This is a genomic window from Mesorhizobium sp. B1-1-8, assembly GCF_006442795.2.
In the GTDB taxonomy this organism is placed as follows: Bacteria; Pseudomonadota; Alphaproteobacteria; order Rhizobiales; family Rhizobiaceae; genus Mesorhizobium.
The window spans coordinates 3,203,748-3,225,647 of the sequence record NZ_CP083956.1 but is presented as its reverse complement, the minus strand read 5'-3'; the positions used below and the strand labels follow the sequence as shown (position 1 = coordinate 3,225,647).

Sequence of the window (21,900 nt, the reverse complement as noted above, 5' to 3'; positions counted from 1 at the left end):
TTACCAGACCATCGGGATCAGCCGGTAGCGGACCCGTTCCGCGTATTGATCATAGCCTTGCAGGCCGGTACGCAGCGTTTCCTCCTCGACGAAAGTGCGGATGGCGAGCAGCACGATGAACACCAGCACCGATGCCAGCCCCCACCAGGAGCCGAGCAGCAGCGCCGTGCCGGCGAAGAAAAGAATGGCGCCGGCATACATGGGGTGGCGGACGTAGCTGTATGGGCCGGTGGTAATCACGTGTTGTCCGCGCTTCTCCTGGATCTTCACGACGGGCGCGGCAAAACTATTCTCCAGCATAGTCAGATAGCAGATCCAGATGCCGGGCAGCAGTACAGCCGCTCCGATCACCTGCAGCCATGGGGAAATCGCCGACCAGCCGTACCGGAAGTCAAACCCCATCAGGCCCAGCCACGCAAAGATGGCGACGAGCAATATGGTCAGCAGGATCTTGTCGGCGGTCGTCTGGTTCTTCTGGATGGGAGGACTGAGCCTCTCGTTCATCAGGCCGGGATCGCGCCGGGCCATCGCCACGCCAAGGGTAAGGCTGAGCCCCACCATCAACACCAGATAGGCCCAGCCTCCCCACCAGTTCAGTGTGCCCGCCGCCAGGAAGAGCACCGCGCCCATGGCGCCGAACCATACGAATGTCTGGACGACCAACCTCGAGATCATCGCAATCTCCCGCACCCGATCCGGTAAAGCATGTCTCCCGAAAGTGTGCTGCGGTTTCGGGACAAAGACATGCTTGAAATGAAAGACCTAAAGTATTTCACGTGATCCTTTTTCACGCGGCATCCTTCAGTCCTTCCCCCACCGCGGTCGGCGCATGGAAAATATATGGTCGACGTTTGCATAGTCCATATAGCCGAGGCGGGCGACATTGCCGGCCCTGACGACATCGAACAGGCCGTCCTTGAGGTAGGCCTCATCGATATGGACGCCGACGACCTCGCCGGCGACCACGACAGCACTGGTCTCGGTGCAATCGAGCGCCTTCGGGCGCAGGATTTCCGTCACCCGGCATTCCAGCGCCGCCGGCGCCTCGGCCACCCGCGGCGGCGCGACGAGGCGCGACGGCGCCATGGCCAGATCAGCGTAAGTGAACTCGCTGATGCCGCGCGGCGCATCGACTGCCGTGCGGTTCATCTTCTGCGCCAGTTCGCGGCTGACGAGATTGGCGACGAATTCACCTGTCTCCGCAGCGACCGTGGCGCTGTCCTTCTCGCCTTCCGACGAGAACCAGACGATGAAGGGGCGAGTCGAAAAGGCGTTGAAGAAGGAATAGGGCGCGAGGTTGACATTTCCCGCCTTGTCGATGGTGGAAATCCATCCGATCGGACGGGGCGCCACGATCGCCTTCGACGGATCATGCGGCAGGCCATGCCCTTTCGAAGGCTCGTAGAACATTCTATCCGGCCCAGGGTCCGGCATAGTCGGCATAGAGTTTTGCCGGATCGGGCCTGGGCCGCTCCGGCGCCGGTCCCTGATAGGAGCCGATATGGACGAAGCCGATGACGCGCTCCTGCGGCGAGAGCCCGAGGATCGCCCTGCCCTCCGCGACATCGGAATACCAGTTGCTGATCATATTGGTGCCGTAGCCCAGCGCATTGGCCGCGATCATCAGATTCATAGCCGCCATTCCTCCGGACAGGAACATCTCCCATTGCGGGATCTTCGGATTGTCCCGCGCTATGGACACGACGCCGATGACCAGCGGCGCGCGCGAGAAACGCGCCAGTTCCTGGTTGCGCCGGCCCTCCGTCAGCGGCCCCTCGCGCTGTTCGGCCAATGCCGCCAGCTTCCTGCCGATCTCGACGCGCGCCTCGCCGCGATAGAGAATGAAGCGCCACGGTTCGAGCCGGCCGTGGTCGGGAACGCGCGAGGCAGCGGTAATCATCGTGGCGATCTCGGCATCGCCCGGCGCCGGCTCCTTCAAATCCGGGATCGGCGCGGAATTGCGGCTCAAAAGGAAGTCGATGATCGGCGACGCCATGGGCGCAAGTCTCCTGGAGCATTCAATTTTGAGCTGAAGCGCGCCATCGGGAAGGTCGGGCGGCTCGGGCGGACGGTGCGTTACGCGCCGGATAAGGAGCCGTGGCGGACGCGGCAGGCTCTTAAGCCTTGAAATTGCCACCGCCTTGGGCTTCAACGCAAGGCATGTTTGAGGGGATTCTGCGCCTTTTCGTGATCGGGCTCGTGGCCGCGCTGTTCGCGGTGCCGGTTTCCTTCGCGCTTGCCCAAAACGCCAATGATGTCGATGGCCTCAAACTTCCCGACATTTCGAGTTATGCGACGCCGAAGAGCGGGGCGCCGCTGGCGCTCGGCAATGGTGGCGCGATCACGCTTTCGGCGCAGCTGACCGACAAGGGCGCCGACATCACCCGCGGCATCGTCTGGCGGGTCTTCAGGCCGGAGCCCACCAGCGACGGCAAGCTGCCGATGGTGGCGTCCGCCCATGGCGGCACGGCGGTGTTCCAGCTCGACCCCGGCAGCTATCTCGTCCACGCCTCATACGGGCGGGCCGGCGCCACCAAGCGCATCACCGTCGGCAAGCAGGCCAGGCGCGAAAACCTCGTCCTCGATGCCGGCGGCCTCAAGCTCGATGCGGTGACGTCGGGCGGCGCGCATATTCCGCCGAAGAACCTGAAATTCTCCATCTATGACGGCCATGCCGAAGCCAATGGCGACCGTGCGCTGATCATCCCCGATGTCGCGCCGAACACCGTGGTGCGGCTGAACGCCGGCACCTACCACGTCGTCTCCACCTATGGCGCGGTCAACGCCGTCATCCGCTCCGACATCCGCGTCGAGGCCGGCAAGCTGACGGAAGCCACCGTCGAGCACCGCGCGGCCGAGATGACGATGAAGCTGGTGCGCGAACAGGGCGGCGAGGCGATAGCCGACACATCCTGGTCGCTGCTCAATGAATCCGGCGACCCGATCAAGGAAGCCGTCGGCGCGTTCGCCTCGATGGTGCTGGCCGAAGGCCAATACACCATCATCGCCAAGAACCGCGACCGCATCTATCAGAAGGATTTCACGGTCGTGGCCGGCCAGAACCAGGAGATCGAGGTCCTGGCCAACGATTCCTCCGCCATCGATCCCGAGGAAGGCGCTGACTGACCTGGGCCCAGTTGGCGTAAGGCCTCAGGCGGCCTTGCGCATGCGCTTTGGCAAAAACGGCACACGCCCGCGCGGCCCGGCCGGCGGCGCCAGATCGAAGACGCTGCGATAGAGCCGGTCGAGCAGCGCCTTGCGGTCGCGCAGCGGCTCCAGGTCGCTCCATTTCAGCACGTCGCCGATCTGCACCTCGATCGCCTTGCCGGACAGGCGCGCGAATTCGCGAATGAGCAGCGAGGTGCGCAGCGTCAGCGATGCCTTGCCGACGAACTTCGCCACGCGGTTGTCGCGTTCGGCCATGTTCATCGGGCCGCTGACGAGGTGGAACAGGCGGCCGTTCTGGCCGGAGAAATGCATCGGGATGACGGAGGCCTTGGCGTCCTGGATCAGCTTGGCCGGAAACATCTTCCACGGCAGGTCGATTGCCCGGCCGAATCCCTTCGGCGCCGTAGCGACGCCGCCGGCCGGGAAGACGACGATGGTGACGCCTTCCTTCAGCAGCCGCACCGCTTCATGGCGCACCGCCAAGTTGTTCTTCAGCGCTTCCTTGGTTTCGGAAAAGTCGATCGGCAGCGAATAGGGTTCCATCTCGCGGATCTTGAGCAGATCCTTGTGGATCATGACGCGGAACGGCCGCCCGAGCTGTTCGGCCAGCGACAGCACGGCAATGCCGTCGCCGATGCCGAACGGATGGTTGGCGACGATCACCAGCGGCGTGTCCGGCAATGCCGGCGGCGGCCATTGGCCGGCTTTGCGCACCCTGACTTCAATCAGCTCCAGCATGCGGCTGAACACGCGTTCGCCGCTTGGCACGACCTGATGACGCCAGAACCCGTAGAGCGCGGCAAAGCGGTCGCGGCCCGACAGACCCTCGACGGAATGGATGAACCAGCGCGTCAGCGCCGGCTGATGCGGGTTGGCATAGGACAACTCGGGAAAGGCTCTTTCCCGCGGTTTCAGTTTGAGCATGGCGGCTCGTTACAGGGTTGGCGTGACAGGTGTATGAAAATGGCGGTGGACTGCGCCACCGCCATTTCAGGAGAGTGTCGGCGCGTCAGGCCGCGCGGCGCCTGCGGTCCGGCGGAACCGCCTCGTCGGCGAGCGATTTCACCGCGTCCACCAGCGTGAGCGATTCCTGGTCGCGGGAGCCGAGGCGACGGACGTTGACCGTCTCCTCTTCCGCCTCACGCCTGCCGCAGACGAGGATGACCGGGACCTTGGCCAGGCTGTGCTCGCGCACCTTGTAATTGATCTTCTCGTTGCGCAGATCGGCCTCGGCCAAAAGCCCCGCCGCCTTCAGCCGCTCGACCACCTTCATGGCGTAGTCGTCGGCATCCGAGGTAATGGTCGCCACCACCACCTGCAACGGCGCGAACCACAGCGGGAAATGGCCGGAATAGTTCTCGATCAGGATGCCGAGGAAACGTTCCATCGAGCCGCAAACCGCGCGATGCACCATGACCGGCTGCTTCTTTTCCGAATCCGAGCCGATGTAGAAGGCGCCAAAACGCTCCGGCAGGTTGAAATCGACCTGGGTGGTGCCGCATTGCCATTCGCGGCCGATGGCATCCTTCAGCACATATTCGAACTTCGGACCGTAGAAGGCGCCCTCGCCCGGATTGATCGAGATCTTGATGCGGTTGCCTGAGCGCGTGCGGATCGTCTCCAGCACATTGCTCATGATCGCCTCGGCATGATCCCACGCCTCGTCGGTGCCGACCCGCTTGTCCGGCCGCGTCGACAGTTTCACAGCGACCTCGTCGAAGCCGAAATCGGCATAGGTCGACAGGATCAGGTCGTTGATGCGCAAGCATTCCGCCGCCAGCTGCTCCTCTGTGCAGAAGACATGCGCGTCGTCCTGCGTGAAGCCGCGCACACGCATCAGCCCGTGCAGCGCGCCCGACGGTTCGTAGCGATGCACATTGCCGAACTCCGCGAGTTTTACAGGCAGTTCGCGGTAAGACTTCAACCCGTGCTTGAAGATCTGCACATGGCCCGGGCAGTTCATCGGCTTCAGCGCGAAGATCCGGTCGTCGTCGGTATCGTCGCCGGCAACGGTGACCTTGAACATCGCGTCACGATACCAGCCCCAGTGGCCGGACGTCTCCCAAAGGCTCTTGTCCAGCACCTGCGGCGCGTTGACTTCCTGATAGCCATGCTCGTCGAGACGGCGGCGCATGTAGTTGACCAGGTTCTGGAACATCTTCCAGCCCTTGGCATGCCAGAACACGACGCCCGGCCCTTCCTCCTGGAAATGGAACAGGTCCATCTCGCGGCCAACCTTGCGGTGGTCGCGCTTTTCGGCCTCTTCCAGCATGATCTGGTAGGCCTCGAGCTGCGCCTGGTCGGCAAAGGCGGTGCCGTAGATGCGCGTCAGCATCGGATTGTTGCTGTCACCGCGCCAATAGGCGCCCGCCACCTTCATCAGCTTGAAGGCGTTGCCGATCTGACCGGTGGAGGCCATGTGCGGACCGCGGCAAAGATCGAACCAGTCGCCTTGCGCATAGATCTTCAGATCCTGGTCCTCGGGAATGGCGTCGATCAGCTCGAGCTTGTAGCGTTCGCCTTTCTCGGCGAAGATCTTTTTCGCCTTCTCGCGCGACCAAACCTCCTTGGTGAAAGGCTTGTTGCGGGCGATGATCTCACGCATCTTTTTCTCTATCGCCGGGAAATCGTCCGGCGTGAACGGTTCGTTGCGGGCGAAATCGTAATAGAATCCGTTCTCGATCACCGGCCCGATCGTCACCTGCGTTCCCGGCCACAGCTCCTGCACGGCCTCGGCCAGCACATGCGCCGCGTCGTGGCGGATGAGTTCCAGCGCGCGCGGGTCCTCGCGGGTGATGATCTCGACCTTGCCGGACTTGCCGAGCGGGTCGGAGAGGTCGCGGACGGTGCCATCGATGGCGTAAGCCACAGCCTTCTTGGCCAGCGACTTGGAGATCGATTCGGCCAGACCGGCGCCGGTCATCGCCGCATCGTACTCGCGGACCGAACCATCGGGAAATGTCAGGGAAACGGAATTCAGCATCAGAATTCTCCTATCCAGTCCCGCAAACGAGCGCGGGTGGTGAAACGCCGGAGGCGTCCGGCGGCGGGCGGGTTTTAGAGGCTGCTTGGCGCCAGGTAAAGAGGCGGTCGTCGATGCGGCGTCAGGAAATGTCGCCAGAAGTGCCGCAGGCCGGCTGCAAAGGCTTGCGAATATGATCTTCATAGCTTGGAATGGTCGACATGGAAGACGCTACACCCAGCCGAACCGCCCTGCGCGTCGCGCGCTTGCGGGCACTGCACCAGTTTTCACCGCAGGCAGGACTGTTTCGCGATCCCTACGCGATCGCGGTTCTGGGTGACGCTGCACCTGCCGCTGAGGAGCTTGACAAGGAAGACGAGCATAGCCGGCGCATGCGGCTGTTCGTGGCGGCCCGCGCTCGCCTCGCCGAGGATTGGCTGGCGAAAGCCGTGCAGCGCGGTGTCCGGCAGGTCGTGGTGCTCGGCGCCGGTCTCGATACCTTATCGCTCCGCAACCCGCACCCCGACCTTGCGATGTTCGAAGTCGATCACCCGGCAACGCAGGCCTGGAAACGCAGATGCATCGCCGAGGCCGGTCTAGCCGAGCCTGCTCGAACCACATTCGTGCCAGTCGATTTCGAGCGTCAGCGTCTGCCGGCAGAACTGGCCTCCGCCGGTCTGAACGCCAGCGACCCAAGCTTTTTCATCTGGCTGGGGGTCGTGCCTTACCTGACGCAGGAAACGATCTTCGCCACGCTTTCCTATATCGCCGGCGCTCCCGGCTCGGATGTTGTGTTCGACTACAGCGAGCCGGCTCAGAACCGCGATGCGGCGGGACAGTCAGCGCACGCCTTCCATTCGGCGCGCGTCGCAGCCGTCGGCGAGCCCTGGATCAGCTTCTTTATCCCTGATGAGCTGGCGAAATACCTCACCGGCCTTGGATTCGATGAGATCGAGGATGTCGAGAGCGGCGATATCGCCGCCCGCTTTTCCAGGACCCCGAACGGAACAGTCGGCAATTCGGGCGGTCACATCATCCGGGCGCGCCGAAACGCCTGATGGGTTTACTTCACCAGTTGAGGTAAATCCTTAAGGAACGCCGCCCGTGTCTCCAGTCCCTTTGGCATTTCGCCGCGCTTGCTATCGACGATTAGCCGGGCAAAAACGATCTGCCGGCCGCTCATCTGCGCCCAGCCGACGAACCAGCCCAGCGACAGCTTGTTCTTGCCGAGCCCTGTGCTGCCGGTCTTGCCCTGCACGGCCCAGCCACCTGCCTGGAAGCTCGGGACGATCGCTTTTGTCATATCGTGAGCCTTGGCCGAGACCGGCATGTTGCCGGCAAGCAGCCGGCGCAGAAAAGCCGTCTGCTCGACAGGCGATATTTCGAGCGAGGAATTTATCCAAGACTGGGTCAGTCCATTGCTCTTGTCGGCATCGCCGGAGACATCCATGTTGCCGTAGCCGAACCTGGAAACATAGCCGGCAAAACTTTTCGCCCCGAGCCGGCGCGTGATCTCGCGCGAATACCAGACGATGGAATCACGCTCCCAGATCGTCGGGTCGACGATTTTCCGGTCCCGCTTCACGGCATTGAACTCGGGCTTGTAATCCCAGCTTGGCGTGTGTGCGTCGTTCAGGATCCCGGCGTCGTAGCCGATCAGGGCCAGGGGCACCTTGAAGGTGGAAGCCGGGCTGACACGCTGGTCGCAGACGCCGTCCTGATAGAGTGTCGCTCCGCTCTTTGCATCCTGGATCAGCGTGCAGCTTATGTCCTTCAGCGGCGCCGATCGCGCCCGCATCGGCAGGCCCAGCATCCAGGCCAGAAGGAACAGAACAATGGCAAAAAAGAAAGGATAGCGGTCCATCTGGCGCATGCGCTCACTCCTGAAGGGATTACGGGGAGCGGCTTAGCGAAGCGTCTTGTCTCGATTTTGTCTCAAATGCGCAGTCTTCGTGCAGGCTTGTGTTAACCCTACCGGATCGTAAAGCGGAGCCGGTTTTTCACGCGCCAGTCTTAGAGGATCACCGGCTTTCGAACGGGCCTCCGAGTCTGCGGATCGGACCTGGAAGTGCTTTTCCGCTGTTCGGCGCTCGCGACGGGATTTTCATTCATGGCCTTCGGCACGTCGCCAGGCTGCGGCGCCAATCCCAGGAATTCGGGCAGCAATCCGTCGCCGCGTTTGGCGGCGTGGACGTGAATTGCCAGGAACAGCGACATCATCGGAAGACCTCCTGTTTTCGAGGCCCCAGTGTCGCTTCGGCGCACAGGCGTCGCCACCCGTTTCCAGCCTGTCAGTTATCCACCTGCCCGCGCTTCCTGCCGACCTGCCAGTAGCGCCACGGTGTGAACCAGACATAGCGGGCGGCGAGTGCCTCCGGCACGCGGTCGATGCCGTGCGTTCCAAAGGGTCCGCAGCGCGAGACCCGAAACAGCGCCATCCAGCCGCCGGCCCACAGGCCGTGGCGGGCAATCGCCTCATGCGCGTATTCGGAACAGGTCGGCAGATGCCGGCAGGAATTGCCGACGAAGCCGGAAAGCGTCAGCTGGTAGATACGCACAAGCGACGTGCCAAGCACACGGCCCGGCGTTTTGCGCCAGGGCCCCGGCCAGTTGCGGCCGGGTCGCGGTGCCCTCGCCTCACGTGCATGTCCGTGGCTGTCGCCCACTCACCTTGCTCCGCGGCGTGTTTTGCTGCGCGATAGATGTGGGCTGCGGTTCGGGAACGCAATGCTGTTCTGCTCCAATTTGCGTGACCTGCCGAACCCCGCCGCGGCTTTCGCCGACTGGATAAGAAGCGCCAACGGCAGGCGGGCGTAGGCTCTCACGCCGCCCTTTCAGCGCGCTTCTTTTCGATCTGGCCGACCGCATCGACCACTGCATCGAAGGTCAGCATGGTCGATGCGTGGCGCGCCTTGTAGTCGCGCACCGGCTCCAGATATTTGAGGTCGGCGAAGCGGCCTTCCGGCGGCGCGCCGTTTTCCTTGAGCATCTTCAGCATGGTCTCGCGCACCGCGCGTAACTCATCCGCGCTGGCGCCGACGACATGCTTGGCCATGATCGAGGACGAAGCCTGGCCAAGCGCGCAGGCTTTTACGTCATGCGCGAAATCGGTGACTACGTCGCCGTCCATCTTCAGGTCGACGGTGACGGTCGAGCCGCACAATTTGGAATGCGCCCGCGCGGTTGCGTCCGGATGATCGAGCCTGCCGATCCGGCCGATATTTCCGGCGAATCCCAGAATTTTCGCATTGTAGACGTCGTCGATCATATTTTTCCAATCCGTCGCCGCCCAGCGAACAGGCTTTGCCGCTCCGGCGTCTTCCTTTCGCTCGGCGCCATCTTATATAATGGTCTGTACTGGGCATCGACAAGGCGATCACAAGTCCTTGTCCTTGTTCATCTGTTCACGCCGCTTACGGGCTGGAAACCGGGCGAGTTTCACCCGAAAGGTCGTGGTCCGTTCAACTCGTCCCACCTTTGAGTGGGACTACGGGAGACGCCTTTTATGGACGCCGTCATCAAAAAATTCATGCCCCCTTCCTCCTACATGGAGAAGCCCGTCACCGATCGGCCAAGCGAAGCCGAGGTCGAGGCCGCGGTGCGCACGCTCTTGCGCTGGACCGGCGACAATCCGGATCGCGAAGGCCTGATCGATACGCCGAAGCGCGTCACCAAGGCGTTCCGCGAGATGTTCAACGGCTACGACATGTGCCCGGCCGACGAGCTTGGCCGCACCTTCGAGGAGGTTGCCGGCTATGACGATCTCGTCATCGTCAAGGACATAAAATTCCACTCCCATTGCGAGCACCACATGGTGCCGATCATCGGCAAGGCGCATGTCGGCTACCTGCCGGACGGCAAGGTCGTCGGTCTGTCCAAGATCGCGCGCGTCGTCGACATCTTTGCTCACCGCCTGCAGACGCAGGAGGCGATGACCGCCCAGATCGCCGGCGTCATCCAGGACGTGCTCAACCCGCGCGGCGTCGCCGTCATGCTAGAGGCCGAGCATATGTGCATGGCCATGCGCGGCATCCGCAAGCAGGGCTCTACCACGCTTACCTCGACCTTCACCGGCGTCTTCAAGGACACGCCCGAGGAACAGGTCCGCTTCGTCACCATGGTGCGCGTCGGGGGCTGATCGCCGGCCATTGCCGGCCCAACTACATAAGGACCGGCGATGTCGGCAGTCGAATTTCCCAAAGCTCCAGCAGACAAGAAGGCCCTGGAGGAAGGCACCCTCCTTTCGCCGCGCTTCGATACCGCTGGCCTCGTCACCGTCGTCGTCACCGACGCTGGCGACCGCACGCTCTTGATGGTCGCGCATATGAACGCCGAGGCATTGGCGCTAACGCTGGAAACCGGCATCGCGCACTACTGGTCGCGTTCGCGCAATGCGCTGTGGAAGAAGGGCGAGACCTCCGGCAATTTCCAACGCGTCGTCGAGATGCGCACGGATTGTGACCAGGACGCGATATGGTTGAGCGTCAAAGTATTGGGCCACGACGCAACTTGTCACACCGGCAGACGTTCCTGCTTTTATCGGACGGTAGGGCTCGACGACGGCAAGGCGACGCTTGTCGACGACGGCAGCAAACCGCTGTTCGATGCGCAAGAGACGTATCGGAAGCCGGTGTGAACCATTCAATATTCACAAAACGCTCATATTCACTATTCTCAAACGCCCTTGGTGTAGAAGGGATACGGGACAAGGGAGATCATGATGCTCGAATGGGCGTCATTGCGCAGCAGACCTGACGTTCAGGAAGCCAATGGCCCTGCATCGTCCGGCGGCGTGCCCGATCCGAAGTCGGCGAAGAAGATGGGCATCTCGCTGGCGCTCGGCGGCGGTTGCGCCCGCGGCTGGGCCCACATCGGCGTGCTGCGCGCGCTCGACGAAGCCGGCATCGAAGTTTCGATGATCGCCGGTACCTCGATCGGCGCGCTCGTTGGCGGCTGCTATCTTGCCGGCAAGCTGGACGAGCTGGAGGAATTCGCCAGGAGCCTGACCAAGCGGCGCCTGTTCGGGCTTCTCGATCTCAATCTGCGCGGCAGCGGCCTATTCGGCGGTATGAAGCTCGATGCGCGTCTGCGTGAGCACGTGGACGGTATCCGTTTCGAGGATCTGCCGAAGCCGTTCGTCGCCGTCGCTTCCGAAATCCGCACCGGCCACGAAATCTGGCTGTCGAACGGTTCGCTGATCACCGCCATGCGCGCGTCCTACGCGCTGCCCGGCGTCTTCTCGCCCGTGAACTGCAACGGCCGTATGCTGGTCGACGGCGCGTTGGTCAATCCGGTGCCGGTGTCGGTCTGCCGTGCCTACGAGCAGCCGCTCGTGGTGGCGGTGAACCTGCATTATGATCTGTTCGGGCGAGCCGCGGTCATCAAGCATAGCGCAGGTGAACTCGTCATCGAGAAGGATGCGCCGCGTCCCGGCCAGGTCAACCCCCAGCACCAGCCGCACCAGAGCCGGCTCGGCATCACCGGCGTCATGGTCGAGGCCTTCAACATCATCCAGGACCGGATTTCGCGAGCAAGACTCGCCGGCGATCCGCCGGACATGTCGCTGCAGCCGAAGCTAAGCCATATCGGCCTGACGGAGTTTCATCGCGCCGACGAGGCGATCAGCATAGGCTATCAGGCGACCATGTCCCAGATCGGCGAACTGACCCGGCTGCAGTCCGTTCTGGCCTGACCCAACCAAACGCCCTTTATGCCAGCGCTGCATCGGTGATGCGGAACTGCACCGTGCGGTTGCCGTTCCAGTGGTTCGCCGAAAGCGAACCGGCGACGTGCACGGTTTTGCCCCTGTTCTTGAACAGGAATTCGCCGAGCGCGGTATCGACGGCGCGAAATGCGATCGCCTGGAGGTTGCCGCCGCTTTGCGACTGCAGTTCCGCGCGGATGTGATTGGTGCCGATCGGCCGTGCATCGGTGAGCCTGTGGCGCGGCAGCACGAACACCGGGGCAATATGTCCGGCGCCGAACGGACCGGCTTTCTCCAATGCATCCAGCAGGGCAAGCGTCGCTCCTTCGGCGGCAAGCGCGCCGTCGATCGCCAGGCTCTCCTCGCTTTGCAGCCGGAAAATGTCGGCCGCCGCGCGCTCTTCGAAAAAGGCGCGCAGCGCGCCGAGCTTTGCCCGCTCGACGGTGATGCCGGCTGCCATGCCGTGGCCGCCGCCCTTGACGATGAGGCCGGCCGCCGCCGCCTCACGCACCAGCCGGCCGAGATCGAAACCGGACACCGAGCGCCCGGAGCCGGTGCCGATGCCATTGGCGTTGAAGGCAATGGCGAAGGCCGGGCGGCGCGCGTGATCCTTCAGGCGCGAGGCGATCAGGCCGACGATACCCGGGTGCCAGCTGTTGCTGGCGGTGACGACGATCGCTGGCCCGCTGCCGCCGGCAAGTTCCGCATCGGCCTCGGCGCGCGCCTGCGCCAGCATCTCCATCTCCATCTGCTGCCGCTCCTGGTTGAGCCGGTCGAGCGTCTCGGCGATAACAGCTGCCTCGACCGGATCGTCGGTGGCAAGCAGCCGGCTGCCGAGCGCCGCGTCGCCGATGCGGCCGCCGGCGTTGATGCGCGGGCCGATCAGATAGGCGAGATGGAAGGTGTTGATCGGCTCGCCGATGCGCGACACCCGCGCCAGCGCCGCAAGCCCTTCATTGCGCTGCTGGCGCGCGATCTGCAGCCCTTTGACCACAAAGGCGCGGTTGACGCCGGTGAGCGGCACGACATCGCAAACGGTCGCCAGCGCCACGAGGTCGAGCAGCGACAAAAGGTCCGGCGGCGCGGCGTCGGGCAACCGACCTCGCAGAACCTTCGCCGTCTGCACCAGACAGAGGAAGACGACGCCGGCGGCGCACAGATGCCCCTGCCCCGAAAGGTCGTCCTCGCGGTTCGGGTTGACGACCGCATCCGCCGCCGGCAACGGCCCGCCGACCTGATGGTGGTCGAGAACCACGACATCGCCGCCCGCTTGCCTGGCCGCCTCGATCGATGCGGCGCTGTTGGTGCCGCAGTCGACGGTGACGATCAGCTTCGCCCCACGAGAGATGAGTTCGCGCATTGCTTCCGGATTGGGGCCGTAGCCCTCGAAGATGCGATCCGGGATGTAGATCTCGCACGGGACCGAGAAATGCGTCAGGAAGCGCTTGAGCAACGCGGACGAGGCGGCGCCGTCAACGTCGTAGTCGCCGAAGATCGCTGTCTTTTCGCGGGCAACGATGGCATCCGCCAGCCGCGCCGCCGCCTTTTCCATATCGGTCAGCGACGACGGGTCCGGCAACAGCGCGCGGATGGTCGGGTCGAGAAAGCGCTCGGTCTGCTCGGCGTCGACGCCGCGCCCGGCCAGCACCCGCGCCACGATATCGGGCACGCCATGGCCCTGCGCGATGGCAAGCGCAGTCATGTCCTGCCGTTCGGTCAGCCGGTGCTCCCAGGAGACACCGGTTGCCGACTGCCTGACATCGAGGAAGAAGCGTTTTTCGCCCGTCATGCGACGCGCCGTCTGCACATCATCCTTTGGCAGATATCAATATGCGAGGGTCGTAGCAATTCCGGGAAAGCGGACAACTAAAGGAAACTGTGGAACGCTTTTCCGTCCGCAATCGCGTTGAAAGGGGCGCGCAAATGCGAAATCAAAAATTCTCCAGGTCCTGGTGACGCGCCTTGATCTCGCGCACGGTGCGCGAGGACGAGCGCAGCACGATGGTGTGCGTGGTGATGAAAGTGCGGCCGAACCTGACGCCGTCGAGCAGGTTGCCGTCGGTGACGCCGGTCGCCGCAAACAGCACGTCGCCGCGCGCCATATCCTGCGTGTGGTAGATGCGCTTCGGCTCGGAAATGCCCATCTTTTCGGCGCGCGCCGCCTTCTCCGGCGTGTCGAGGATAAGCCGGCCCTGCATCTGTCCGCCGGTGCAGCGCAGCGCCGCCGCCGCCAGCACGCCTTCCGGCGCGCCGCCGGTGCCAAGATAGATGTCGATGCCGGTCTCGTCCGGGTCGGTGGTGTGGATGACGCCGGCGACGTCGCCGTCGCCGATCAGGCGGATCGCCGCGCCCGTCGCCCGCACGGTGTCGATCAGCCTGGCATGGCGCGGCCGGTCAAGGATGCAGGCGGTGATATCGGACACCGCCACGCCCTTGGCTTTAGCAAGCCTGGCGAGGTTCTCGGCCGGCGGCGCGTCGATATCGATGAGGCCATCCGGATAACCGGGGCCGATGGCGATCTTGTCCATATAGACATCGGGCGCGAACAGCAGGCTGCCCTTTTCAGCAATCGCGATGACGGCCAGCGCATTGGGCAGGTTCTTGGCGCAGATCGTCGTGCCTTCCAGCGGATCGAGCGCAATGTCGACAGCCGGACCTTTGCCGGTGCCGACCTCCTCGCCGACATAAAGCATCGGCGCCTCGTCGCGCTCACCCTCGCCGATCACCACCGTGCCCTTGACGGCGAGGCGGTTGAGCTCCTGGCGCATGGCGTCGACGGCGACCTGGTCGGCGGCCTTCTCGTCGCCGCGCCCGCGCAGCCGGGCAGCCGCGACAGCGGCCCGTTCGGTGACACGCACGACTTCCATGGTAAGGATCCGGTCAAGACCGGCAGCGATGTTCTGGGCCATATTCATCGATCAGTTTCCTCGCACGCAGTGCGCCTCCCGCCAGAGGCGCGCTTTTTGTGTCAAAGCTGCGTGACAACGGCAAGACCGATTGGCGATAGACCGATTCTATCCGGCCCGCTCGATGCGGATCACCTGCGGCTTGTCGGTCAAATGGCCATCCTTGGTGATGCCGTCCACGGCCTTGCGCACCGCCGCTTCCGTCGTCTCGTGGGTGACGAGGATGACCGTCTTTTGTGCCTCGGTCTCCGGTCCGGCCGCATGCTGGACGATCGATTCCAGCGAAATGTCGTTATCGGCCATGCGCTTGGCGATTGCCGCGAAGACGCCGATGCGGTCATGCACGGTAAGGCGAATGAAATAGCCGCCGGCATGGCTGCGCATCTGCGCCTTCCGGTAGGGCCTCAACTCCTTCGCCGGCAGGCCGAACACCGGTCCGTGCTGGAAGCCGGGGCGGCTCTTGGCGATATCGGCGATGTCGCCGATCACCGCCGAGGCGGTGGCGTTGCCGCCGGCGCCGGGCCCGGACAGCAGCAATTCGCCAAGAATGTCGGTCTCGATCGCCACCGCGTTGGTGACGCCGTGCACCTGCGCGATGACCGAAGCCGTCGGCACCATGGTCGGGTGCACGCGCTGCTCGATGCCGCTCTCGGTGCGCTGCGCGACGCCGAGCAGCTTGATCCGGTAGCCGAGATCGCCGGCGGCGCGGATATCGGCCTGGCTGATGTTGGAGATGCCTTCCATATAGATGTCGTTGGCGGCGATTTTCGTACCGAAGGCAAGGCTGGTCAGGATCGACAGTTTGTGCGCCGTGTCGTGGCCCTCTATGTCGAAAGTCGGATCGGCCTCGGCATAGCCCAGCCTTTGCGCATCCTTGAGGCAGGCGTCGAAGGAGATGCCCTCGGCTTCCATGCGGGTCAGGATGTAGTTGCAGGTGCCGTTGAGGATGCCGAAGACGCGGGTGACCGAATTGCCCGCCATCGCCTCGCGCATCGTCTTGATGACCGGGATGCCGCCAGCCACCGCCGCTTCGTAATTGAGCAGCACGCCTTTCTTCTCGGCGATCTCGGCCAATTGCACGCCATGCCTGGCAAGCAGCGCCTTGTTGGCGGTGACGACATGCCGGCCGGCTTCGAGCGCCGCCTTGACCGACGCACGCGCCGGCCCCTCGTCGCCGCCGATCAGCTCGACGAAGACGTCGATGTCGGCGGTCTGCGCCATCTTGACGGCATCGTCGAACCACTTCGCGGCGCCGAGATCGACGCCGCGATCACGCCTCGCATCGCGCGCCGAAACCGCCGCCACGACGATATCGCGGCCGCACTGCCGGGTGAGTTCGGCTGCCTTGTCGCGCAACACGCGCGCCACCGAGGCGCCAACCGTGCCGAGGCCGGCAATTCCAACACGCAACGCTTCAGCCATGTCCGGCGACGCCCCTCAAAAACCTGGTCGATGAAAATGTCCGGCAAACTCAGCGGCGGGACGCGAGCGGCACCACATTGTTGGGTTGCTTGGCGGTCGACGCCAGGAAGCGCTTGATGTTGCGCGCCGCCTGGCGGATGCGGTGCTCGTTTTCGACCAGCGCCACGCGCACGAAGTCGTCGCCGTGCTCGCCGAAACCGACGCCAGGCGCCACCGCCACGTCGGCATGCTCGATGAGCAGCTTGGAGTATTCGAGCGAGCCGAGATGGCGGAACTGTTCCGGGATCGGCGCCCAGGCGAACATCGAGGCGGCAGGCGCGGGAATCGTCCAGCCGGCGCGAGTGAAGGAATCGACCAGCACGTCGCGGCGCTTGTGATAGACCTCGCGCACCTCGGCGATGTCGGCGCCGTCGCCATTCAGCGCATGCGCTGCCGCCACCTGGATCGGCGTGAAGGCGCCGTAGTCGAGGTAGGACTTCACCCGCGTCAGCGCCGAGATCAGCCGCTCGTTGCCGACCGCAAAACCCATGCGCCAGCCGGGCATGGAGAAGGTCTTCGACATCGAGGTGAACTCGACGCAGATGTCGATCGCGCCCGGCACCTGCAGCACAGAAGGCGGCGGATTGCCGTCGAAATAGATCTCCGAATAGGCAAGGTCGGACAGGATGATGATGTCGTTCTTTTTGGCGAAGGCGACCACGTCCTTGTAGAAATCGAGCGTCGCGACCAGCGCCGTCGGGTTCGACGGATAGTTGAGGATCAACGCCAGCGGCTTCGGGATCGAGTGGCGGATGCCGCGCTCGACCGCCGGGATGAAGCCGTCATCGGGCTCGACCTGCAGCGAGCGGATGACGCCGCCCGACATGATGAAGCCGAAGGCATGGATCGGATAGGTCGGATTGGGGCAAAGGATGACGTCGCCGGGCGCGGTGATCGCCTGCGCCATGTTGGCGAAGCCTTCCTTCGAGCCGAGCGTCGCCACCACTTGCGTGTCGGGGTTGAGCTTCACGCCGAAACGGCGCTGATAGTAGCTGGCCTGAGCGCGGCGCAGGCCGGGGATGCCGCGCGAGGCCGAATAGCGATGCGTGCGCGGATCGCGCACGACTTCGCACAATTTGTCGACGATGGCCTTCGGCGTCGGCAGGTCCGGATTGCCCATGCCGAGGTCGATGATGTCGGCGCCGCGCGAACGCGCGCTGGCTTTCAGCCGGTTGACCTGCTCGAACACATAAGGCGGAAGCCGGCGAACCTTGTGAAATTCTTCCATTTCAGTCCCAGACGATCGAGTTTCGGCGCGCGATATAGACCTATTTGCAGGTAGGGTCGAGGGCAGGGTCGCATTTGGCCTCGATCTGCTTCAGCGTATCGCTGCCGTGGGTTCTGGCCAGTGTGTTGAGCGCCGCCTGGTTGGCGGGGGCTTTCGCTGCGCCCCCCTTGCCGGCCTGCGCCTGCTGGTCGGCTTTGAGCTGCGCCAGCTTTGCCGCCGTCTCTTCCTTGGTGAACTGCTTGGCCGCCACCTTTGGCGGGACGTTGAGGTTGGGATAGGAGCCGGTGTCTATCGGCCCCTCGGTCAGCGCTGTCGGTGTCGCATTGTTCGTGCTGGTGCTGGTGCAGCCGCCAACCGGCAGCAGCACACCGACCAGCCCCGCCACGAGCGCTATGCGGCAAATCGAACCCGCGCCCAAAAAATGAGTGCCGCCTGCATTGATCGTCATATTGTTTTCCTGGCAGCCGGGTTAGAGCGAATTGGACCCGGTCAGATGTCCCATGGTAATATGTCAAGAAAACGCTCCGGGAGGAACCCCGAGAACCATGTCCAAAACTCCCGATTCGGACAAAGCGGAAGATGGCGGACCTTCGGCCGTCGAGCAATATCTGGTCAAGGACCCCGAGCGCTTTGCGCTGAACATGGCGCGCATGCTCGAACAGGCGGGCAAGGCGGCCTCCGCCTGGGCCGAGCCGCGCGAAAAGGGTGAGGTGCGCGACCATGTCGCCGAGCCCATGGTCGACATGGTCAAGACCTTTTCGAAGCTCTCGGAATACTGGCTGGCCGACCCGCAGCGCGCGCTGGAAGCGCAGACGCGGCTGTTCGCCGGGTACATGACGGTATGGGCGAACGCCATCCAGAAGGTCAGCCCGAACACCGAGGCGCCCGAGGACGCGGTCAAGCCCGAGCACGGCGACAAGCGCTTCCAGGACCCGGAATGGGGCCGCAATGCTTTTTTCGATTTCCTCAAGCAGGCCTATCTCGTCACCGCGCGCTGGGCGAACGAGCTCGTCGAGCACGCCGAGGGACTGGACGATCATACCCGCCACAAGGCGAGCTTCTACGTCAAGCAGGTGTCGAACGCGATCGCGCCGTCGAACTTCATTCTGACCAATCCGGAATTGTTCCGCGAGACCATCGCCTCCAATGGCGAGAACCTGGTGCGCGGCATGAAAATGCTGGCCGAGGACATCGCCGCCGGCAAGGGCGACCTGAAACTGCGGCAGGCGGACTACTCGCCCTTCGAGATCGGCAAGAACGTGGCGACGACGCCCGGCAAGGTGATCGGGCGCAGCGACGTCGCCGAGATCATCCAGTACGATCCGGCGACGGAGACGGTGCTGAAGCGGCCCTTGCTGATCTGCCCGCCCTGGATCAACAAATACTACATCCTCGACCTCAACCCGCAGAAATCCTTCATCCGCTGGGCGATCGAGCAGGGCCACACGGTCTTCGTCATCTCCTGGATCAACCCGGACGAGCGCCACGGCGCCAAGGGCTGGGAGGCCTATATCCGCGAAGGCTTGCAATACGGCCTCGACATGGTCGAGAAGGCGACCGGCGAGAAAGATGTCAACGCCATCGGCTACTGCGTCGGCGGCACGCTGCTGGCGGCGGCACTGGCGCTGCTGGCCAAGGAAGGCGACGACCGCATCAAATCGGCGACCTTCTTCACCACCCAGGTCGACTTCACCTATGCCGGCGACCTCAAGGTCTTCGTCGACGAGGAGCAGGTCGCCGCGGTCGAGCGCTCGATGACCGAGAAGGGCTATCTCGACGGCACCAAGATGGCGACCGCCTTCAACATGCTGCGTTCGGGCGACCTGATCTGGCCCTACGTCATCAACAACTATATGCGCGGCAAGGATCCCCTGCCCTTCGACCTGCTCTACTGGAACGCCGATTCGACCCGCATGGCGGCGGCCAACCATTCCTTCTACCTGCGCAACTGCTATCTCGAGAACAATCTCACGCGCGGCAAAATGGAGCTAGCCGGCCGCATCGTCTCGCTGGCCGATGTCAAAATCCCGGTCTACAACCTGGCGACGAAAGACGATCACATCGCGCCGGCGCTTTCGGTGTTCATCGGCTCGCAGTATTTCGGCGGCGAGGTCGAGTACGTGGTGGCCGGTTCCGGCCACATCGCCGGCGTCGTCAACCCGCCGGCGGCCAGGAAATACCAGTACTGGACCGGCAGCCGGCCGGTGGGGGATTTCAGCCGGTGGTTCGCCACGGCGGTGGAGCATCCGGGCTCCTGGTGGACGCACTGGCAGCACTGGATCGAAGCCCAGGACAATGTGCATGTGCCGGCCCGCAAACCGGGCAAGCGTATGAAAACCTTGGGCGATGCGCCGGGCACCTATGTCAAGGTGCGTGTGTAACCGTCTGTAATGTCTGGTGAGTTGACGGCCCGTCAAAACAGGGCGAAATGGGCACGTCAATCGTTTCACAGCCTCAATTCACCTTCAAACGCCGAATAAATCCGAGGCTTGCAGATTCGACACAGGTCCCGTTCCGGTTGGGAACAGAGGGTCATCGGGAGGGACGGCGATAGCGTCCGCACCGATGACCGGCCGGCCGGATACCGAGGGGGAATTTTGTTTTGAAACCAGCAGGTTGGCGTCTCGCACGAGGGCAAAGCCGCAGCATTGTGGCAGCACTTTTCTCCGTGCTTCTGGCCTCCTGCACGTCGACCGGCGACCCGACCATGTCGATGATTTCGCCCGCCTATAATTCAACCGCCACCGAGATGAGCGCGGCTGCCGGCGCCAAGCCTGCAACCGCGGCCGATTCGTCGCCGCAGGTGGCATCTGCCTCATCCGATGCGGCATCGACCGTGATGAGCGAGGGCGATACGCCCCTGCCGGAAAAAATCGCCTATGTGCCTGTCGCCAAGCCGCAGGCCGCCTTCCCCATCGCGGTGCCCGCCGGCACCGCGACCATTGCGGGGAATACGCCGCAACCGCTGGTTCAGCCCGCGCAGACGGCCGACCAGACGCTGGCCGTCGCCAAGCAGGTTTCAGCCGGCGATGCCGCCGCGGTGGCGTCGAAGGCCGAGGCTCAGATCGCGCCGGTGATGAACAACGGCGTCTATGTCACGGCGGGCGAGGCGCCGCAGCCGCAGATCGCCGCGCCGAAGAAGAGCTTCTTTGCCTCGCTGTTCAGCACCACGCCGGCTTCGGCAGCGCCGGCACCGCTGATCAACGCGCGCACCAATGACCAGCCCACCGCGCAGGCCAAGACCACGCCGCCGCCGGCCAAGCCGATCGTGACGCTCGCCTCGGCGACGCCGGGTGAAAAGCCGGTGCAACTGGCCTCCCTCGACGACCCAAGCAATCATATCACTGGCGCCGATGCCTTGCCCGGCGTGCGCCAGACCGCGCTGTTCGAGATCAAGCGCAAATCCGGCCTCGACGACGAGAGCGACGTCGACTTGAACGAGGACGAAGGCTCCGGAGGCTCCTACCAGGTGGCGTCGGCTGCCGGTATGGCGAGGCTCGCCCCCAACGGCTTGCTCAAGCAGAACGAAAGCGTCGACGTCGCCTGCCTGAAACCGTCGCTGGTGCGCGTTCTGAAGACGATCGAGGGCCATTTCGGCCGCAAGATGATCGTCACCTCGGGCTATCGTGATCCATCCAGAAACCGCCGCGCCAATGGCGCCAAGAATTCGCTGCACATGTACTGCGCCGCCGCCGACATCCAACTGCCCGGCGTCTCCAAATGGGACCTGGCGAACTACGTCCGCTCGATGCCCGGCCGCGGCGGCGTCGGCACCTACTGCCACACCGAATCCGTCCATGTCGACGTCGGCCCCGAGCGCGACTGGAACTGGCGCTGCCGCGGGCGCAGCGGCGGTGGCGAGGACGGCTGATACTCCCCCACTTCGTCATCCTTGGGCGTAGCGACGCGAAGCGGAGCGAAGACCCAAGGATCCATTCCGTTACCTTGGCCGAAAAATCCAGCGGTGCAGAATTCTGCGCCGTCGCAACGCTTCGAGGTCACAAGATCGATCCCTGGGGCCTGCGCCGCGTCGCTCCTTGCTCTGCCCCTGGATGATGACAAGGCGGTTTTTGCCGCTTTGGAAAAAAGTTGTCGCATGCGGCGGCAGATGGGTTGCCGGTTGGCAACAACGCAATTATAAGCCGCTTCGTCTGAGCGCGCCCATCGTCTAGCGGTTAGGACACCGCCCTTTCACGGCGGTAACAGGGGTTCGATTCCCCTTGGGCGTACCAGCTTTTGGTGGCACTTTGGGGACTTCTGGCTCGGTTCTGTCCATTTGGCCGCCCAAATTGCGCGACATTTCGCCAATTTCTGTTTCAACGCGAAATATAGCTTCCTGAAGACTGCGTTCATCCGACGTGTCGACGCTTAGTATTGATCTCCCTTTGCTGAGAAGAAGGCTTTTGACCAGGTTGATGATCGGCGTCGATTGCAAATTCGTTGTGAGATCTGCCTCGAACAGCCGCTCCAT

Annotated in this window: 21 protein-coding genes and 1 tRNA gene; 8 read left to right on the top strand and 14 right to left on the bottom strand. The window is 63.6% G+C overall.

Annotation, left to right across the window (positions count from 1 at the left end; all coding sequences use genetic code 11):
• From FJ974_RS15610 to FJ974_RS15600, 3 genes are all read right to left on the bottom strand, one after another.
• The gene (locus FJ974_RS15610; protein ID WP_140532812.1) at window positions 1-675 is read right to left on the bottom strand and encodes a methyltransferase family protein; all 675 of its coding nucleotides are present in this window, start codon (window positions 673-675) and stop codon (window positions 1-3) included.
• 126 nt (window positions 676-801) lie between these two features.
• Window positions 802-1,410 (bottom strand): flavin reductase family protein, encoded by a 609-nt coding sequence (locus tag FJ974_RS15605; RefSeq protein WP_140532811.1) that lies wholly within the window; start codon window positions 1,408-1,410, stop codon window positions 802-804.
• Between the two features lies 1 nt (window position 1,411).
• Complete coding sequence (locus tag FJ974_RS15600; protein ID WP_140532810.1) at window positions 1,412-1,996, bottom strand: nitroreductase; 585 nt, start codon at window positions 1,994-1,996, stop codon at window positions 1,412-1,414.
• 164 nt (window positions 1,997-2,160) lie between these two features.
• On the opposite strand from FJ974_RS15600, the gene FJ974_RS15595 reads away from it, so the two are divergent.
• Complete coding sequence (locus tag FJ974_RS15595) at window positions 2,161-3,126, top strand: hypothetical protein (RefSeq protein WP_140532809.1); 966 nt, start codon at window positions 2,161-2,163, stop codon at window positions 3,124-3,126.
• A 24-nt stretch (window positions 3,127-3,150) separates the two neighbouring features.
• On the opposite strand, the gene FJ974_RS15590 is transcribed toward FJ974_RS15595, so the two are convergent.
• Both FJ974_RS15590 and thrS read right to left on the bottom strand, forming a co-directional pair.
• Window positions 3,151-4,092 (bottom strand): lysophospholipid acyltransferase family protein, encoded by a 942-nt coding sequence (locus tag FJ974_RS15590; RefSeq protein WP_140532808.1) that lies wholly within the window; start codon window positions 4,090-4,092, stop codon window positions 3,151-3,153.
• Window positions 4,093-4,177: 85 nt separating this feature from the next.
• Entirely contained in the window at window positions 4,178-6,151 is a 1,974-nt protein-coding gene (gene thrS / locus FJ974_RS15585; protein WP_140532807.1) for a threonine--tRNA ligase, read from the bottom strand.
• Window positions 6,152-6,342: 191 nt separating this feature from the next.
• Between thrS and FJ974_RS15580 the strand changes: the two genes are divergently transcribed.
• The gene (locus FJ974_RS15580; RefSeq protein ID WP_226891278.1) at window positions 6,343-7,188 is read left to right on the top strand and encodes an SAM-dependent methyltransferase; all 846 of its coding nucleotides are present in this window, start codon (window positions 6,343-6,345) and stop codon (window positions 7,186-7,188) included.
• Between the two features lie 5 nt (window positions 7,189-7,193).
• On the opposite strand, the gene blaOXA is transcribed toward FJ974_RS15580, so the two are convergent.
• The 4 genes from blaOXA to FJ974_RS15560 all read right to left on the bottom strand — a co-directional run bounded on the left by blaOXA (window position 7,194) and on the right by FJ974_RS15560 (window position 9,398).
• A complete protein-coding gene (blaOXA, locus tag FJ974_RS15575; protein WP_140532806.1) occupies window positions 7,194-8,003 on the bottom strand; it encodes a class D beta-lactamase in 810 nt (269 codons plus the stop codon).
• A gap of 140 nt (window positions 8,004-8,143) precedes the next feature.
• Entirely contained in the window at window positions 8,144-8,350 is a 207-nt protein-coding gene (locus FJ974_RS15570) for a hypothetical protein (protein WP_140532805.1), read from the bottom strand.
• 71 nt (window positions 8,351-8,421) lie between these two features.
• Window positions 8,422-8,796, bottom strand: coding sequence for a membrane protein insertion efficiency factor YidD (gene yidD / locus FJ974_RS15565; protein WP_140532804.1), 375 nt, complete (start codon window positions 8,794-8,796; stop codon window positions 8,422-8,424).
• Window positions 8,797-8,951: 155 nt separating this feature from the next.
• Window positions 8,952-9,398 (bottom strand): iron-sulfur cluster assembly scaffold protein, encoded by a 447-nt coding sequence (locus FJ974_RS15560; protein WP_140532803.1) that lies wholly within the window; start codon window positions 9,396-9,398, stop codon window positions 8,952-8,954.
• Window positions 9,399-9,635: 237 nt separating this feature from the next.
• Here FJ974_RS15560 and folE point away from each other — a divergent pair, with 237 nt between their 5' ends.
• From folE to FJ974_RS15545, 3 genes are all read left to right on the top strand, one after another.
• Window positions 9,636-10,268, top strand: coding sequence for a GTP cyclohydrolase I FolE (gene folE / locus FJ974_RS15555; RefSeq protein ID WP_140532802.1), 633 nt, complete (start codon window positions 9,636-9,638; stop codon window positions 10,266-10,268).
• A gap of 39 nt (window positions 10,269-10,307) precedes the next feature.
• On the top strand, window positions 10,308-10,766 hold the full coding sequence (hisI, locus tag FJ974_RS15550; RefSeq protein WP_140532801.1) for a phosphoribosyl-AMP cyclohydrolase: 459 nt from the start codon (window positions 10,308-10,310) through the stop codon (window positions 10,764-10,766).
• Window positions 10,767-10,850: 84 nt separating this feature from the next.
• On the top strand, window positions 10,851-11,822 hold the full coding sequence (locus FJ974_RS15545; protein ID WP_140532922.1) for a patatin family protein: 972 nt from the start codon (window positions 10,851-10,853) through the stop codon (window positions 11,820-11,822).
• Window positions 11,823-11,838: 16 nt separating this feature from the next.
• On the opposite strand, the gene recJ is transcribed toward FJ974_RS15545, so the two are convergent.
• From recJ to FJ974_RS15520, 5 genes are all read right to left on the bottom strand, one after another.
• On the bottom strand, window positions 11,839-13,623 hold the full coding sequence (recJ, locus tag FJ974_RS15540) for a single-stranded-DNA-specific exonuclease RecJ (RefSeq protein ID WP_140532800.1): 1,785 nt from the start codon (window positions 13,621-13,623) through the stop codon (window positions 11,839-11,841).
• A gap of 142 nt (window positions 13,624-13,765) precedes the next feature.
• On the bottom strand, window positions 13,766-14,749 hold the full coding sequence (gene glpX / locus FJ974_RS15535; protein WP_140532799.1) for a class II fructose-bisphosphatase: 984 nt from the start codon (window positions 14,747-14,749) through the stop codon (window positions 13,766-13,768).
• Between the two features lie 99 nt (window positions 14,750-14,848).
• Window positions 14,849-16,162 (bottom strand): homoserine dehydrogenase, encoded by a 1,314-nt coding sequence (locus FJ974_RS15530; RefSeq protein WP_140532798.1) that lies wholly within the window; start codon window positions 16,160-16,162, stop codon window positions 14,849-14,851.
• 49 nt (window positions 16,163-16,211) lie between these two features.
• Entirely contained in the window at window positions 16,212-17,429 is a 1,218-nt protein-coding gene (locus tag FJ974_RS15525) for an LL-diaminopimelate aminotransferase (RefSeq protein ID WP_140532797.1), read from the bottom strand.
• A 40-nt stretch (window positions 17,430-17,469) separates the two neighbouring features.
• Window positions 17,470-17,877 carry a hypothetical protein gene (locus FJ974_RS15520; RefSeq protein WP_181177084.1) on the bottom strand — a complete coding sequence of 136 codons (408 nt, stop codon included), beginning with the start codon at window positions 17,875-17,877 and terminating at the stop codon, window positions 17,470-17,472.
• Window positions 17,878-17,974: 97 nt separating this feature from the next.
• Here FJ974_RS15520 and phaC point away from each other — a divergent pair, with 97 nt between their 5' ends.
• From phaC to FJ974_RS15505, 3 genes are all read left to right on the top strand, one after another.
• Window positions 17,975-19,810 (top strand): class I poly(R)-hydroxyalkanoic acid synthase, encoded by a 1,836-nt coding sequence (gene phaC / locus FJ974_RS15515; protein WP_140532796.1) that lies wholly within the window; start codon window positions 17,975-17,977, stop codon window positions 19,808-19,810.
• Between the two features lie 269 nt (window positions 19,811-20,079).
• Window positions 20,080-21,300: a YcbK family protein gene (locus FJ974_RS15510; RefSeq protein ID WP_140532795.1), complete on the top strand. Its 1,221-nt coding sequence runs from the start codon at window positions 20,080-20,082 to the stop codon at window positions 21,298-21,300.
• 286 nt (window positions 21,301-21,586) lie between these two features.
• Window positions 21,587-21,661, top strand: a tRNA-Glu gene (locus FJ974_RS15505).
• Window positions 21,662-21,900: the final 239 nt, after the last annotated feature.